General features: G+C 35.8%; 21 protein-coding genes. 3 read left to right on the top strand and 18 right to left on the bottom strand.

All coding sequences use genetic code 11. The features are described from left to right. Positions 1-493: 493 nt before the first annotated feature. Positions 494-1,525: an acyltransferase family protein gene (locus tag A9G08_RS07195; RefSeq protein WP_065563034.1), complete on the top strand. Its 1,032-nt coding sequence runs from the start codon at positions 494-496 to the stop codon at positions 1,523-1,525. Positions 1,526-1,542: 17 nt separating this feature from the next. Here the strand turns inward: A9G08_RS07195 and A9G08_RS11680 are convergent, their stop codons facing one another. The 6 genes from A9G08_RS11680 to A9G08_RS07170 are packed head-to-tail and all read right to left on the bottom strand — an operon-like array spanning position 1,543 to position 5,273. Beyond that, positions 1,543-1,719, bottom strand: a complete 177-nt coding sequence (locus A9G08_RS11680; protein ID WP_176701527.1) for a hypothetical protein — start codon at positions 1,717-1,719, stop codon at positions 1,543-1,545. A 2-nt stretch (positions 1,720-1,721) separates the two neighbouring features. Beyond that, positions 1,722-2,516 (bottom strand): hypothetical protein, encoded by a 795-nt coding sequence (locus A9G08_RS07190; RefSeq protein ID WP_065563033.1) that lies wholly within the window; start codon positions 2,514-2,516, stop codon positions 1,722-1,724. Then, positions 2,516-3,169: a DUF2612 domain-containing protein gene (locus A9G08_RS07185; RefSeq protein WP_065563032.1), complete on the bottom strand. Its 654-nt coding sequence runs from the start codon at positions 3,167-3,169 to the stop codon at positions 2,516-2,518. Before A9G08_RS07185 ends, A9G08_RS07190 begins: the two co-directional genes overlap by 1 nt. After that, positions 3,162-4,280, bottom strand: coding sequence for a baseplate J/gp47 family protein (locus A9G08_RS07180; RefSeq protein WP_065563031.1), 1,119 nt, complete (start codon positions 4,278-4,280; stop codon positions 3,162-3,164). The genes A9G08_RS07185 and A9G08_RS07180 overlap by 8 nt, the downstream gene beginning before the upstream one ends. Continuing rightward, a complete protein-coding gene (locus A9G08_RS07175) occupies positions 4,261-4,626 on the bottom strand; it encodes a hypothetical protein (protein WP_065563030.1) in 366 nt (121 codons plus the stop codon). The genes A9G08_RS07180 and A9G08_RS07175 overlap by 20 nt, the downstream gene beginning before the upstream one ends. Next, a complete protein-coding gene (locus tag A9G08_RS07170) occupies positions 4,623-5,273 on the bottom strand; it encodes a Gp138 family membrane-puncturing spike protein (protein WP_065563029.1) in 651 nt (216 codons plus the stop codon). The genes A9G08_RS07175 and A9G08_RS07170 overlap by 4 nt, the downstream gene beginning before the upstream one ends. A gap of 72 nt (positions 5,274-5,345) precedes the next feature. On the opposite strand from A9G08_RS07170, the gene A9G08_RS11870 reads away from it, so the two are divergent. Continuing rightward, positions 5,346-5,528 (top strand): type II toxin-antitoxin system HicA family toxin, encoded by a 183-nt coding sequence (locus A9G08_RS11870; RefSeq protein WP_065563028.1) that lies wholly within the window; start codon positions 5,346-5,348, stop codon positions 5,526-5,528. A gap of 21 nt (positions 5,529-5,549) precedes the next feature. Next, positions 5,550-5,996, top strand: coding sequence for a type II toxin-antitoxin system HicB family antitoxin (locus A9G08_RS07160; RefSeq protein ID WP_065563027.1), 447 nt, complete (start codon positions 5,550-5,552; stop codon positions 5,994-5,996). 129 nt (positions 5,997-6,125) lie between these two features. Here the strand turns inward: A9G08_RS07160 and A9G08_RS07155 are convergent, their stop codons facing one another. The 12 genes from A9G08_RS07155 to A9G08_RS07100 all read right to left on the bottom strand — a co-directional run bounded on the left by A9G08_RS07155 (position 6,126) and on the right by A9G08_RS07100 (position 14,643). Then, entirely contained in the window at positions 6,126-6,830 is a 705-nt protein-coding gene (locus tag A9G08_RS07155) for an OB-fold protein (RefSeq protein ID WP_065563026.1), read from the bottom strand. A gap of 42 nt (positions 6,831-6,872) precedes the next feature. Then, entirely contained in the window at positions 6,873-7,697 is an 825-nt protein-coding gene (locus A9G08_RS07150) for a phage protein (protein WP_065563025.1), read from the bottom strand. Next, complete coding sequence (locus A9G08_RS07145) at positions 7,666-8,007, bottom strand: phage baseplate plug family protein (protein WP_065563024.1); 342 nt, start codon at positions 8,005-8,007, stop codon at positions 7,666-7,668. Before A9G08_RS07145 ends, A9G08_RS07150 begins: the two co-directional genes overlap by 32 nt. A 1-nt stretch (position 8,008) precedes the next feature. Next, positions 8,009-8,722, bottom strand: a complete 714-nt coding sequence (locus tag A9G08_RS07140; RefSeq protein WP_065563023.1) for a phage baseplate protein — start codon at positions 8,720-8,722, stop codon at positions 8,009-8,011. Continuing rightward, entirely contained in the window at positions 8,722-10,500 is a 1,779-nt protein-coding gene (locus A9G08_RS07135; protein WP_065563022.1) for a phage tail protein, read from the bottom strand. The genes A9G08_RS07140 and A9G08_RS07135 overlap by 1 nt, the downstream gene beginning before the upstream one ends. A 145-nt stretch (positions 10,501-10,645) precedes the next feature. Then, on the bottom strand, positions 10,646-11,062 hold the full coding sequence (locus A9G08_RS07130) for a phage tail assembly chaperone (RefSeq protein ID WP_065563021.1): 417 nt from the start codon (positions 11,060-11,062) through the stop codon (positions 10,646-10,648). Continuing rightward, positions 11,062-11,493: a phage protein gene (locus A9G08_RS07125; RefSeq protein WP_065563020.1), complete on the bottom strand. Its 432-nt coding sequence runs from the start codon at positions 11,491-11,493 to the stop codon at positions 11,062-11,064. The genes A9G08_RS07130 and A9G08_RS07125 overlap by 1 nt, the downstream gene beginning before the upstream one ends. An 8-nt stretch (positions 11,494-11,501) precedes the next feature. Continuing rightward, positions 11,502-13,013 carry a DUF3383 domain-containing protein gene (locus A9G08_RS07120; protein WP_065563019.1) on the bottom strand — a complete coding sequence of 504 codons (1,512 nt, stop codon included), beginning with the start codon at positions 13,011-13,013 and terminating at the stop codon, positions 11,502-11,504. Between the two features lie 2 nt (positions 13,014-13,015). Next, positions 13,016-13,444: a phage neck terminator protein gene (locus A9G08_RS07115; RefSeq protein ID WP_141673948.1), complete on the bottom strand. Its 429-nt coding sequence runs from the start codon at positions 13,442-13,444 to the stop codon at positions 13,016-13,018. Continuing rightward, the gene (locus A9G08_RS07110) at positions 13,431-13,757 is read right to left on the bottom strand and encodes a hypothetical protein (protein ID WP_065563018.1); all 327 of its coding nucleotides are present in this window, start codon (positions 13,755-13,757) and stop codon (positions 13,431-13,433) included. The genes A9G08_RS07115 and A9G08_RS07110 overlap by 14 nt, the downstream gene beginning before the upstream one ends. After that, positions 13,754-14,269: a hypothetical protein gene (locus tag A9G08_RS07105; protein WP_065563017.1), complete on the bottom strand. Its 516-nt coding sequence runs from the start codon at positions 14,267-14,269 to the stop codon at positions 13,754-13,756. Before A9G08_RS07105 ends, A9G08_RS07110 begins: the two co-directional genes overlap by 4 nt. Next, positions 14,266-14,643: a DUF4054 domain-containing protein gene (locus A9G08_RS07100; protein WP_065563016.1), complete on the bottom strand. Its 378-nt coding sequence runs from the start codon at positions 14,641-14,643 to the stop codon at positions 14,266-14,268. The genes A9G08_RS07105 and A9G08_RS07100 overlap by 4 nt, the downstream gene beginning before the upstream one ends. Positions 14,644-14,648: the final 5 nt, after the last annotated feature.

Here is a 14,648-nt window from a genome sequence, read left to right as displayed (position 1 = left end):
GTATTATCTCAAAATATTTTCAAATAACTGCAAACAGTTCAGAAAAGTTATCTATTTGGAGTAAATGAAGAGGTTTTTAAGATACATTATCAATGAAAAAATCAGTTCAGATAAGGTTGTATAAAGACGTGTTATTAATTTGGCATGATTAACAAATACGACCCCAGCAGGAATAATTAAAAGAAAATAACAATATGATATTTAATAAATTATTTAATGTTATATGAATTTATACCGTTAAGTATACCGTTAAAGTATTGAAAATGGAATTTATTTGTTTCAATTATTCTAACACTTTTTGCGATCCACTTCCCACAATTTCACTTCAATTCACACTCCAGAAAAATATTAGTTATGATGAATAAAACTAACTAATCTTTCATAACATGATCACAATAAACTACACAAAAACATTTTACATACGTCATTGATCGGTATCGATAATTTTTAATTAATGTTAGAATGACAATACATAAAGAACAAAAAAGTTAGCATGAAGAACAGAATTATTTTTTTAGATTATTTACGATCTCTTTCAATTGTACTAGTTTTTGTCAGTCACATTTTTAAAGATCAATTGCTAAATGTCGCAAACGGGCAATATCATTTGATATTTAGAGTTATTTCTAAATTTATTATTGATAATGGCGGAGAGCTCGGTGTTATTGTTTTTTTTCTCGTGTCTGGTTATATCATAACTAATTCAATTTTACACGAAAACACAAAAACATTTTTGACTAAACGTTTTTTTAGAATTTATCCAGTTTATATTACAGCGATTTTAATGGAAACCGCGTATAATTATATGCAATATGATTATTCCACTCCTTTAAATATATTAATACCTCGTCTAATGTTGCTGGGTGATATATTTAACACGCCAGTAGCTCTTTATGGTGTTGAATGGACACTACGTTGCGAAATTAGTTTTTATTTGTTGATTGCTATTTTTCGGCTTTTAAAAATGATAAATCACACTCATCTATTAGCGATGCTTTATTTAATTATATCAATAACTTTATTTTTACTTCGTCCATTGCCAGTATCAGAATCATTCAATAACGGGAGTTTTTCTCTATTTTTCCCGATTTTGTTTACAGGCTCTCTAATATTTTTGTATGAGATAAAAAAAATAGATTTTTCATTGTTAATATTTGTTAATGCAATAATTATAATTTTATTTGCAATAAATACTGTAAAAATCAGACCAGATAGTTTAAATAGCATGCAAATATTTTACGGGTTAATCATATTTGTGATCACGTGGTTTTTTAGAAAAAATTTTATTAATAATAAAATGATAGAATGGTTTTCAAATTTAACGTATATAATTTATTTATTTCATTTCTGGACGTGGCATATTATATTTGAGTTTACTAGTAAACTATTCAAAAGCGTAAAACTAAGCTATTTAATTTCAACACTGATGTTATTATTGATATGCTATGTAATCAGAAAGGCAATAGAAATACCGGCAATAAATTTCGGGAAAAAATTAATAAAAAAATATAATTCAACAACATAATAAATGACGCAAGCGCGTCATTTATTTAAAACAGGATATCCCTTTTTGTTTGATGTAATTGTAGCGCCCAAGCTCTGTTTTTCAATAAGTTCAGAATAAAAATCGTGAGTTATCTCAACTGCGTCATCTGGTATATTTTTATGCATTACATCTAAATAAAATCCGCCCGTTGATTTACTAAAAAATATTTTCATATTTATTCTCCTATTGCGGTTAAATACAATGCGGGACGCACACGTGGATCATATGACGTTACGGCAACAGTAACTCGTGATAAACTATCAGTAATATTTGCAGACGCACTCAACGTAGCCATCCCGCCCTGGTTTGACATTGTTCCGCATGCAACTGTTACCTGAGCGTTATATGCAGCTCTCAAAAACGAAACAGGCAACACAATAGAATAATATTTGGTATAGTATGTTATGTTACCGATCTCTTGGGCCAAGGATTCACCAACCTCGTTTAACACAACTAACATCCATTGTCTGATAACACCTGTTGGTGAGACCTCAAAACCAACATTTCCGGACTGCAAATAAAAATCAGACATTGCGATCATGTCTGAGTCATTTAGCCGTGGACGTTTTTTAAAATTTAAATCTGAATTTGTTTCATATGATTCATTGGCGATTTTTTTGACTGGTAAGTATTTGTCATCAATAATGGTAGCCCATTTTCCAGTTTCAGTAGATGGTTTTGCGTTATCATTTTCAACTATAGCGGTATACAACACGCCGTTATATTTAATAATTGCATTTACTGGGTAAGTAACCAACTCACTCCATTCTGGCACGCCCTGCTGTAGCAAATACAGCATATTTTTATCAATGCGGTTAAATGCACCATTCATCCATTCCATCGGAGGTTTTGAGCCTGTTTGCTCAATAGTTATCCCCCACCCTCTGCTCACATCTGGGAAGTCATTGACTTCCCCTTTTTTTGCTGAATCTGCAAAAATTAAATAATCTGGTTTTTCTTGAATTTTCATTAATTAATTCCTATTTCTTGAAGTCGCACAAATTTACCTAAATTAAACCCATATGAGTATTTATCATGTAGAAATCCGAATGGTTCATTATTTACTAAAACCAAATAGCGATACATAACGCCTATTGGGCGTACTAAAATATCCATCTTACTAATTGCATATAGCGTTAATGAATTAAGCTGATCGCTATTTACTAACACGTTCATCGTCATATCTTGCGCATCGATGATGTTTCCGTATTCGCCGATAATGAATTTAATTGAATTAACAATGTTTGATATTTCGCCATTTTGGTAGTTTTTTGTTATGCGAGCCTTAATAAGAAAACGATAGTCATTGTCATTTAAAACGACTGATGCATGTAATGCATCACCATTTCTATAAAACTCACCAACATTGAATGAAAGCGCAGTGTCGTCTTCTAACCACCCAAAATACTCTTTGGCAATAGCTGTTGGTAAAACTCTTGACACGCCAACATGTTTACCGACTAAGTCAAGCGCATAACCTTTTGCATCGTCAATATTGAGAATATCTGCTAATTGAACAACATTTTTAAACGTGTTATCGGTTTCTGCGTAGATAGCTCTAATCGTGCCCAAAGCCTTTGGCTTTGTTCGATATTGCCAAATAATAAATTTTTCTCTATTCAATTATCACCTCAACATTGTTTATCTGTGCATATTCTCGATGATCGATATTTGCTATATTTGAGCCATTAACCGTGAGTTCTTTAATATAAAACCCGTCAACTAGGTTAATGCTTGAGATAATGCGTGATGAATAAACATTTTCGCCGATGTCAAAATCAAGATTTTTAAGGTTGCTTTTGATTTGCTCAGTATTGATATCGTTAAATGATTTATAACGACCAATTACCATTGAGACGTTGATATCGACCTTTTTTGGTCTATCGAAATAAACTCTACGCGGTATACCATCTAATAAATAAGAGGATTCAATTTGACCATATAACCCACATCCACCAATTTTCTTTTTAGTAATAACTTCCGCTATTTTTTCATCAGCTCCACCCAAAATAACAGCGTTAAATGAGTGAGCAGGCACACCTTTTTCATCGGTTTTATTCGTATAATTTTCATATACAACGCATTTAGTCACACCTGTTATATTCATTAATGAAGACTGTATACCTTGCCGATCATCGTAGTTATTAATTGAGTGCGATAACATAAACCTTTTTAATAATTGATCATCCGTTTCTTCATCAACGCCACCATAACTTTTAGTATTCGCAGTGACTTTATCTACGCCTATGATTATTGTACTTGGCGTGAACTCGTCCATTGCATTAACAGTGTAATTACCGAGTTCTAACGACCTGAATTTGACGCGAGCGCTACCTAAATTGTTCAATGTTATTGATTCTGTCGTAACCCATTTATTTTTGTTTTTATCTATGTAAATAGAATTATTTGGTATTGTCGTTTTTGCTGAGCCCGTGAAAATTACTTCATCAATATAAGAATATGACGCAGTAATTCGGGTTATTCCTGCGTACATTGCTCGCTGTTCCAGCCAATGCCCAGTTGCTTGGTACGGGTCTAACATTTGCACCATAAAAGAAACAGCTTGATGTATGTTTGCAAGCTCTTGTGAAAATAACCCTAATAATTGACCGTCAGGCGTATCGCTATCGAGATTGACATCATCACCGTATATCGATTTAAATGCGGAAACTAATCGATTTTGAATAGTGTATAAGTCATCAATTTCGATACCTTTATCTGTTATCTGTAACATTAAATGATGCCTCGTTAGTTTTATTGAATTTATCGGTGTATGTGATTTGAATTAGAAATTTGCGGTTATCGGTATCTAATAAAATGTCGAAACTATCGATATTTACAACTCCATCAACTTTAAAAACTTCTGTTCTTACATCAATTTCTAATTGTTTTGTGTTAGGATTTTTAGTTAGATAATCAAACCATGCGATGCCGTCCTCACGATTTAAAAACCAGTCTCTTTTTAGTGCTAATAATTTGGTTTTCACGCATTGCGCTATTGCATTAGAACAATCTAAATAGTTGCCCAAACCATGACCAAAAGTCCAATCGTGATTGTTATCTAAGCCTCTAACTATCATGTCGGTGCTCCTGTTTTTTCATTGCCGCTTTTTACATCTGTGTGCGTATGCGTATTCAAATCAATACCTTTATTGGTTTTAACCTCCTGAGCCGTTATCGTGCCAGAGCTATTTGTATTACCATCTGTTTGATTGTAGCTTCCGATTTGATTCATATTGCCCTCATGCTCAATGTTCCCTTTTATATAGATTGTTCCATTTGTAAGCCTTATATGTGTCGATCCGTCGTCAGTTTGCATCGAAAGGCCATCATGATAAAAATCAGGTATTTTGTTTGGCACACTATTGCAACCGACAATAAAAAAACCATCGCTTAAGTCGTTAATTCGATTATCAAGCGGTTTTGATGCATTACCCGATGCAAACCAACCATCTATACAACGACTCGAAAAGATAACAAGCCCCTCATCACCCGCTGTTATAGGTACGGTAATGCAAAAACCACCCGCATGTGGAAACTGAGCAGGAACATCTACCAACGGTGGGATCGTTATTTCTTGCCCGTTTGCCATTACTCGATTAACCATCACTTGACAGCTAACAGTATGCCCATCAAATGCAATAACTTTAGCTGGTAGCGCAGTGTATACATTCGATTGAGCGCGCTTTATTTGATTTTCAATTGCTTGAAATAGTGAATCTGTCATAATTTACCTAATCAAAAAATATTGATTTATGTGTATATGTGTGTATAATTATTTTCAGGTTAGGAGGTAAACATGAAATCAACTGACCTGATAAAGGAGCTTACTAATGCAGGGTGTGTTCTGAAACGAGTTAGAGGTAGTCATCATATGTTTTACTCACCAATAACTAATAAAACGTTTCCAGTGCCTCATCCAAAATCGGATTTACCGATTGGCACAGTAAGATCAATCAAAAAATCGGCGGGCCTTTTATAGCCCGCCATCTTTGGAGGTATTATGTTTTTTACTCTTGGCATTGAAACACCGAGCGATAGCGACACAGCTTACGGCATTGTCGTGCCTGCGTTATGTGATAATAAATATAGTTGTTATTCTGCTGCCGACAAAGAAAGCGATATCCCAGCAATGGCAACAGAAGCTATCTTGTTAACTGTGCAAGATATGATTGAATCAGGCGATTATGATGTCAAAGATATTCATAATGATCATGTCTCGTATAAAAATAACGATGAGTACGCTCATTGCGATACGTGGGTCATTATTGATGTTGATTTGTCATCATTTGTTGGTAAACAAAAAAGAATTAACATCACATTGCCAGATATTCTTATCGATAGAATAGATAACGCAGTTAAAGCACCAAATTCTTTTTATAAAGATCGAAGTAATTTTTTGGCAGAAGCGGCTATTAATGAATTAGCGTCACAAAATAGAGCGCGTTGATGAATTTTAGTTGTTAATCCATCATTTTCTGGTTTATCCCTGTATACAGGGAACACATTGCACTTGTGATTATTATAGAGGGCGTCTTCTTGCTGATATCAAGATTGAATAAAGCCCTTTCGGGCTTTATTATGGTTTCGGCATTGATATTTCTTGGTTTTCTTTTGTAAAGCCTTCTTTTATAAACTTTGTTATCTCATTAAAATCTGCTTTATTTTTTAGTAGTTCACTAACTGTTTTGTATTTATACAGTACGTTAGGTTTTTGAGTATCAAACTTACACAGCCCCAAATAAATAGCTTCGAACTTATTTGACGGTTTGTCGTTTACTTCTAATTTATTAATATTTTCTATCGTTACTTCAATAAACTTTTGAAAATAACTATCAGCAGTCACACAATTTTTTAATGTTGGAAACATAACATTATTTTTCGTGCCAACACAGATCATATCAATTTTGTTACCTTTATTGATATTCATTGCGTCATCTTTATTTTTTAGCTCAAGAGACACATATTCAAATTGATTTTTACCGTTCGCAACAATATAAGGATCGCCTGACAAATCAGTTTTTACGCCCGAAGCAACTGTTTTAATATTAATTAATTTTCCATTATATGTTTTTTCATATTTATACTGATTGTTACTGTATTCACTAATTAATTGTGATGCTGTAACTCTGCGAATTGTCTCATCAATTAACGAATCACCCCCATCACGAAAGATTGATATATCATCTTTAATCAAGAGTTCTGTGAGTCTTTTTGCATTATCATTGGCTGACACATTAAAACCAATTAACATTAATAGCGAGACAGCGATTATCTTTTTCATTTATTATTTCCCATTCATAAAGACGACAAAATAACAAATTAATCATACTTTTTCAAACTTTCCGCCAACACAAACTAGCTTGCTGTGCCAGTTTGTACCGTATAAATCGCCGTTATGCTCAATCGATTTGACTTTATAATCGCCGTTATACTCGGTGAGTTTTGACTCAATACGAACAAGCGAACCAATTCTATAATGCGGATTGCATAGCGTTGTAACTTCTAGCCCCTCATTAGATTTTTTAGGACTACCAATCATCCCTGTGCTTCTAGAAATAACCCAGCCCTCGTTATTTGCTAACGCTTTATTTTTGGGGATAACAACTAGCTGATCATCTTGTATAGACCAGTCCGCATTATTGTTAATAGCGATTTTATGCATAGCCTCGCGTGTGTCGCACATAAGCACCTTGCCACGAGGCAGAGCCCTATCATTTGGCAAATTAATAGCGCCCTTTTGAACACCAAAACTGCTCACAGCTTCATTTAAAAAGTCGCTATCTTTTTGCCCTTTTTGCATCGTTTTAATAATGGTTTTTTCGGTATAGGCTCGATGTCCATCACCACAACGCATTGTTGTGATGATATCCTGCCCTGTCAGTTTATTTTCAACTGTCAAAATATCACCACAAAATATCAATCTTAATACATCTTCTTTATAGCAGACTGATAACTCTAAAAAATGATATTGTTTACTCGTAATGAGGTTACGATTTGACGCATTGAGATTATAGACTGATATTTCGGCAGTATTTGGCTCTGAAGATAGTGTTTTTTTGATAGAAAACGTAACTCTAAGATTATTAATAACAATGCTTTCTTTACGATTACCTATTTTAAGCTCTAAAACCCTGCCGAATTGCCTCACGATATTCGTCCTTAGTCATGATTAATAATTGCATACGATTTTCTAAATCGTCTTTAGATATTGCATTAATTCCAAGCTTTGACTTGTCATCTAATACCAACACGAAAGGTAAATTGAACTCAATTAAAGATGGACTACCGACTGATAGCCCCTTGTTTTTTGTTATATACTCGTCATTATTGATATCAAATAAATCAAATTGATATCCTGTTGATATTGCGTTATATCTCAACGTTAATCGCAAATTCATATCGTATAATGAAAATGATTGCTCTAACACATCATCTGTTGTTGTTTGTATTATAAACATATCACCCCACAATCTTATCAATAGCCGATTTTCTTTTTTCGGCCGCTTTTGGTTGAGTTTTACCAAGATTTCTTGTTTTTGGTTTAGGCACATTCAAACCGCTCGCTGTCTGGGTATCTACAATGAAAATTTCACGAAACGTTAATACAAATTCACCGCTTGTGTTTTGCTTTTGAGTCAGCCCAACAGATGTCAAAATCATGTTTTTATACTGCCGTGTATTTGTTTGTAGCGTTACAGGCTCACCACTTCGCTGTACAGCTAACAATTTTTCATGAGCATCAGCGATACGGTCTGATGATAAACTATTTAAAAGTGGAGATTGATAATCAGGTAGAAAATCAGCTATAACTTGGTTCACAGCTTTAGCGCCAGCTCTAAAGTGTGATGCAAAACGATTTACCATACTCTCCGCCTGAGCTGTTATGGTTTTAATCGGCATTGGTAGCGGATAATCTGAAAAATTAAAACCCAATAAATTGTCAAATGAAAATGTATTGGTTTCATATCCAACAACTAAACCATAAACAGTCACCTCTTTAGGGTCTAATACCGCATGGTCTGCAATATTAGCCCCGTTTTCGATCGGGTTTTCAGTTACCCTCAGCTTTGATGCATGTTGTTCTACGGTGTTAATATCAAGATTAAAAGTAAAATTATCACTGATTATCAAACCGCTGTCTTTTGATGATTTATTTAATATAGATTGAAACATTAGTTAGACCCCAAAGCTGTTTTTGTGTTATCTGCTAAATTGCGTATCTCTTTCTTAGAAACTTTATTCAATCTATCAAAACCATCTTGTGGAGTCGTGACGTTCATTGTGTTATTTATAGTTACTGCATTGTTATTGTTTACATTTTTATTAGATGGTGTAAGTTTACTAAATTTTGCATTGTCCGTGCTAAGCTTGGCTCGAACTAATCGCTTGGTCGTGACTTCAACCTCGTTATTATCGTCACCACCTATTCCTAACCATGATAATGCGCTCTTTATTTTGCTTTTAATTGAATTAATAAATCCATAAAATTTGTCCTTTATCCACCCCATAGCCTTTTTAAACGGCGCTGTAATTGACTCATGAATTTTTAAAAATGTTTTAGCAAAATTTTGCGTAGTTTTGTTAGTATCATCATTCCAAGAGCTAAATAACCCCTTAACAAACTTCCACGCAGACTTAAACGGCCATGTGATGAAATCCCATATTGCCCACAACGTTTTACCTATCTTGTCAGTTGTCGAGGTAGTGTCATCTTCCCAAATGTCAAATAAATCGTTGACAAATTCCCAAGCGGCTTTGAATGGGGCAGTAATAAAATTCCATATAGCCTTGAAAGTTTCACCAATGGCGTTAACAACATCACCGGCATCAATGCCAAGCCAATCCATTATCGCGCAGATAGCGTTGTATGCCATTCTGAAAGGAAACGTAAGCACATCAATAATAAAATTGAAAATTTTACCGATTCTATCAACCGTTTTACTTGCTTCACCTTCGGACATGCCGAAAAACATTAGTATGTTTTGGAGTGCAGTTGACAATAACGACTTAATACCCGATATTAGCGATTTAAAACCGCCTACTATTGAATCAAATAAGCTTTTTGATAATGATTTTATTTTTTTTGTATCGCCAGACCACAGCGCCTTAAGAAATTCCCAAAATGTTTTTGCAAATTCCCATGCCGCCTTGGCCCCATCAATAAATGGTTGCCAGTATTCACCGAAGAGGCTTTCACCGCCTTCCATATAGACCATCAAGTCATCAATGAGTAATAATAAGCCTGCAATTAAACCTATTACTATGCCTATTGGACTAAACAGCAATGCAGCATTAAACGCTGCCCATACCACACCAAGCGCAATAATTGCATTTTTCCATCCGATTGTGCTTGAGACAATTTTATCAGTGAATTTAATGAAATTAACGACAACCTGAACAACCATCCCTACGGCCTGTATGACTTTTGTAATGCCGTTAGCAATAAGTTCTTTATTTATTGTTAACCAGTTTCTAAATCCACCGATTAAATTCGTTAGCGCAGGCGCAAGATTTAGTGCAATTTTAGTTTTGATACTATCGAGTGCAAGCCCCGTCTTGCTCATTTCTCGTTTATAAAGCTCGGCTTGTTTAAGTTCCTTTTGTGAGATTTTGAACAGTGCGCTTTTTTTTGTTGCCAGCTCTTTTGCTTTATCCATTGCATTATTAAATGCGCTAACAATTTTTTTACCATACAAGACGGCGATCGCAATTAAACCAGCAATACCAATTTTCAACTTGCTAATTTTAGATTTAGTTTTATCTACCGCTTTACCCGCCTCCGATGTTGATTTTTTTGTCTCACGGATCGCTTTATTTGTGTCTTTTTGTATGCTATTTGCTGTATCAGAAAGCCGATTAGCGCCTGATTGCAAATTATTAACTATCTTTGCAATTTCACCAGCTTTTGAGGCGTCAACGCCAATTTTTATCAAAAATTCTTCTAAAACCATTATTGCGCCTCGTGCTGTTGTTTTTCGGCTAGTTTAATTTCAGCTATCACATTATGCATATCAATAACATCATCAAGAGAGTAGACGGTCCGAAGTTCGTGGAGCGTTGCATATCTATTTACGATAACGCCCCACACAAACCAGTCTACATCACTGTCTCCGCCACCGTCTCCAAGCTGGCTGTACTTAGCTTGGATGCAATCCCATTTGGTAAAAAACCCAAAAAATGAAATTTTAAGCCCTCAACTATCACTTGATAGTAATGGCTTCGATGTGTATTGAAAAATTCGCCCGCTTCTTGTGGCTTTTGAAACAAAATTTTCTTACCGTTTTCATCGACAGCAGTAACATAATCAAGGATAAATTTTTCTATTTCTGCAAATTGTTCAGAGCCAATATTTGATGCTAGTTGTCCGATATCAAAACCTGATTTATTACCTTCAAATGAAAAACAGCCCTGAAGTAGAGCTGTTAATTTTTTTAGATATTTATTTGATTTGAAAAAATCAGCTTGCGTGAATGTGTAAACCACATCATCAATAGTAAAATCTGTGCTTTGCATTATAAACCACCTTTAATGTCAAATTCTGCTTTAGTTGCTTTAAATGTCCATGTTACGCCGTTGTGTGACGTTCCGCGCGCGTGCGTTGGTGGTGTTGTAAACCAGCAACCAGTAAGTAAAAATTCATCACCATTGCGCAAATCTCTGTATGTAATTAATTTGCCCGTCGCTGTTGTCGAGTTATTAATTTGAGCATTGCGCAACTGATTTAATTTCTGATTAGTCTCAGAATGCTGTAACGTTTTAATAGTAACAGTTGCGCCACGATTGCAAGAATGAACAAACACCCCTTTTCCGTTGACGCCATACGTGATATCGCCGTCGTCGCCAATCGGTGCGATACTAATAGCATCCTGCGCATTCTCGTAGCCTGTAATTTCCGTGCCGTCGATAGTCAAAACGGCATCTTCTAAAGAAAATGATTTAGTCATGTAAACCTCTATCGATTAAATTGAACAATGATATCGACGCTGTGACCCGCACCAGCTAATTTAAGTGCGCAGTTAATTGGCATCATCTTGCGGGCTTCGCGATCTGCTGTATCTTGCATATCAAATGAATCAGAATAGAAGTAATAGCCATTGATTTGGTCGCCATATGACAGTTCGCCTAAGTCACCCAATGTCCATTTACCCAATCCTAAGAAGCCGTTATTAATAAATTGCTCGCCAACCACTTTGATTGAACTGATTAAAATTTGCTGACCTCGGTCGGTTTGCGGGATTTTAGTCGGTTGCCCCTGTAATGTATTGAAAGCTTGAACCTGAACTGCGTTAATAAAAGCATCCAAGCCTGTCGTTTCATCAATAAACGTACCGCCAAGCATAACGCCCTCGGCCAGCATGTTTACACCTGCATAATCGGTGTAGTAATTAATACCTAGACGTCGGCATTTTGTGGCTTCGTTAATTGTGATTTTATCATCTGATGTAACACTAACTTCCTGCTTGAATTTAACAGTTTTAGCAGTATTAACACCAGTCCAAACGGTAGTTAAGGCAATCCCCATAAGTTCGGCTGCTGCATGTGTATTACCCTTGTTGTTATACTGAACCATCAGACGACCGCTGTTACGTTTTGATAGTGTTTTAAGCACGTTTGTATCAGTATATTCAATGTTAGCTGGCCGTGTTTCTGTGTACGCCATGACTTTTGCATTTTCAACGCCTTGAGCCACCACCCAGTCGTGGGCTTCAACTAATTCAGCGTCAGTGATCGTATTAGCAAAATAAACGCCGTACCAATTCTGGTATTGATTTTGCAACTTGCTCAGTGCTTCGGCAGGTGTTTCTTTGTTGTAAGTTATTGCGTCTTCACCGTTGATTAGTGTACCTCTACCATCAATTAGATTAGTCATACTACCGATATATGTACCGTCTAATTGCGCATCAAACACATAACCAAAATTAGCGCCTTTACCTTCTGTCTCAGATGATAAAATAAATCGACTACCGACTAAGTCATAAATAAATTTAACGCCAATATCGGCTAGTTTTGTATTAATGACATTTGCTACATCTTGCATACTTGAAACAGTAGAGAAATCAAGCTCTTTAACATCGATTTTTGCATCACCAAAATAAAATGTTAGGTAACCATCGGTGATATTTTTAAACTGAATGTATGAAACAGCTAATGCTGAACCGTTAATTTTTGAATTGATTGCGGGAGCTGTAAATCCATTTTGCATATATTTAGCAATGATTGCCGTTTTTGGTTTTGGCCGTGCTGAAAATAACGCAGATGCCGCACGATACACATCTGAATTAGTGCCGAACAATGACGCTACACTGTTGGCATCTGTTACAACAATATATCGTGTATCTGGATTAGTAAACTCGTCGCACATTTCGTGAGTGAAAATAGCAACCACGCTTAAATCACGTTTTTGTGCCCCGCGAGGCGATTGTTGTAGTGTTACATCTACAACTTGACTGATTGGTAAACTCATTATTACCCTCTTTCTATGTTGAATTTTACTGTATCGCCACGGTTTACTGGAGCCTTGACGATTGGATTAATTGAAAATGTAAGATCGACCTGCGCGCGTTGTTCTTTACCACCTGCGATAGTCGTTGGTAGACTACGAATTTGCGAGCATTTTAGATATCCCATACCTAAACGCCTTAGCCTTTGCCAAACTACTGTTAATCGCATTGATTCAGTCAGTTTGCACAACATATCGTAGGCATTTTTACCGTATGCGTTGATTGAGATAGTTACCTCTCTAAGAGTTGACGCTATTTCTTCTTCAGCACCTTTAAATTTAATTTCAGTACCGATATCCGACTGATACGCATTTAGTACCGTGATAAATTTATTCAGCTTTGAAACGTCCTGCATATCGTTAGCATCAAACACCAAGGATTCAGGTAACGTCAAAACCTCCGCTATCATGCGCCTGACTTCCGTCATATCGAGTCGCAAGACAGTCGTAATAGCCATAATCACTCCATATTGATTCTGAAATTATGCGAAATCTCATGCCGTGATGCTGAAACATCATGCCGTTAGTGAGTTTTGCACGAGAAAATACCCGTACCGTTGGGTTATATCTGTCGCCCTCAGGTAATATTTGCAAATCATCATTGCTGGCAGGTTGAATAATGCATGTAATGCTACCCTGTGACTCAAAATTAACTTTGGTTGCAAAAAACGGATCGCTTAAAAATTGTGATATCAATTCACGCTTCATTTTTCCCTGACCTCGTAAGTTATTGATGCTCTTAGTTGCCCAGTGTCGATAAGAGGTTTATCAGCATCTTTGGCTCGCTTCTTTTTCTTATTTTTAACTGGAGTCAACTTTCTTTTTAATGTTTCAGGGGTGTTAGATTGAAATTCTCCATCAGTGATTTTTTCAATAATTTTTCCTTGAAGATAAGCCCCCACTTTAGAAAGAGCATTTTTAGGCGTTATTTGTCCAGATAAGCATTCTGTTACCATAACATTAGTTAATTGATTTAGGTTTTCAGCTTCTTCTGATGCAGTAGAGCGCATAAATGAACGCTCAGGTATGCCTTTTTCAGGTACACCAAACTCATGAATAACTCCAAGCTCAGCATTGGTTATATCCGTGCTAGTGTCTTCTTCTGAGCTTTTACGTGGCTTTCCGTCACTTGGTATACCAACAACTAACTGCATACGGTTTAACTGCTCAGCTCGCTTCATAACCTTTTTTAGTCGTTTTACGATTTCTAATTCACTCATCCAACAACCCCGATAGGTGTTATTAAACGGCGTAAACGTAGATACTCTTGACCGTAAGAAGTTGAAGTTAAATCATAGTCGCTAGGATTGCCTGATGATGTGTTTTGTGATGTGTAGCTAAGAGATAAACTTCCCGCTGATTTACTCGATACTGATTTAAAGTTTTCGCCATTATTGAAAATAACGTTATCGTCTAAATCCCGATTTAAAAAGCCTTTAACAGCCAATCTGTGCGCAGTGTAAGCAAACAAGCCGAGGTCGTATAATTTGCCCCATGCTTTTTTACATACGACTAGCGCACTACTATCTAAGAAATGCTTGATTGTGCTGTCATCGACTTTTGAAAATTCGGGGTATTCGTCACGAAAGCTCATAAATA

Source organism: Gilliamella sp. wkB195 (assembly GCF_001690445.1).
Taxonomy (GTDB): domain Bacteria; phylum Pseudomonadota; class Gammaproteobacteria; order Enterobacterales; family Orbaceae; genus Gilliamella; species Gilliamella apicola_E.
The sequence above is the reverse complement of the archived record's forward strand: the minus strand, read 5'-3'. Positions and strand labels throughout refer to the sequence as shown.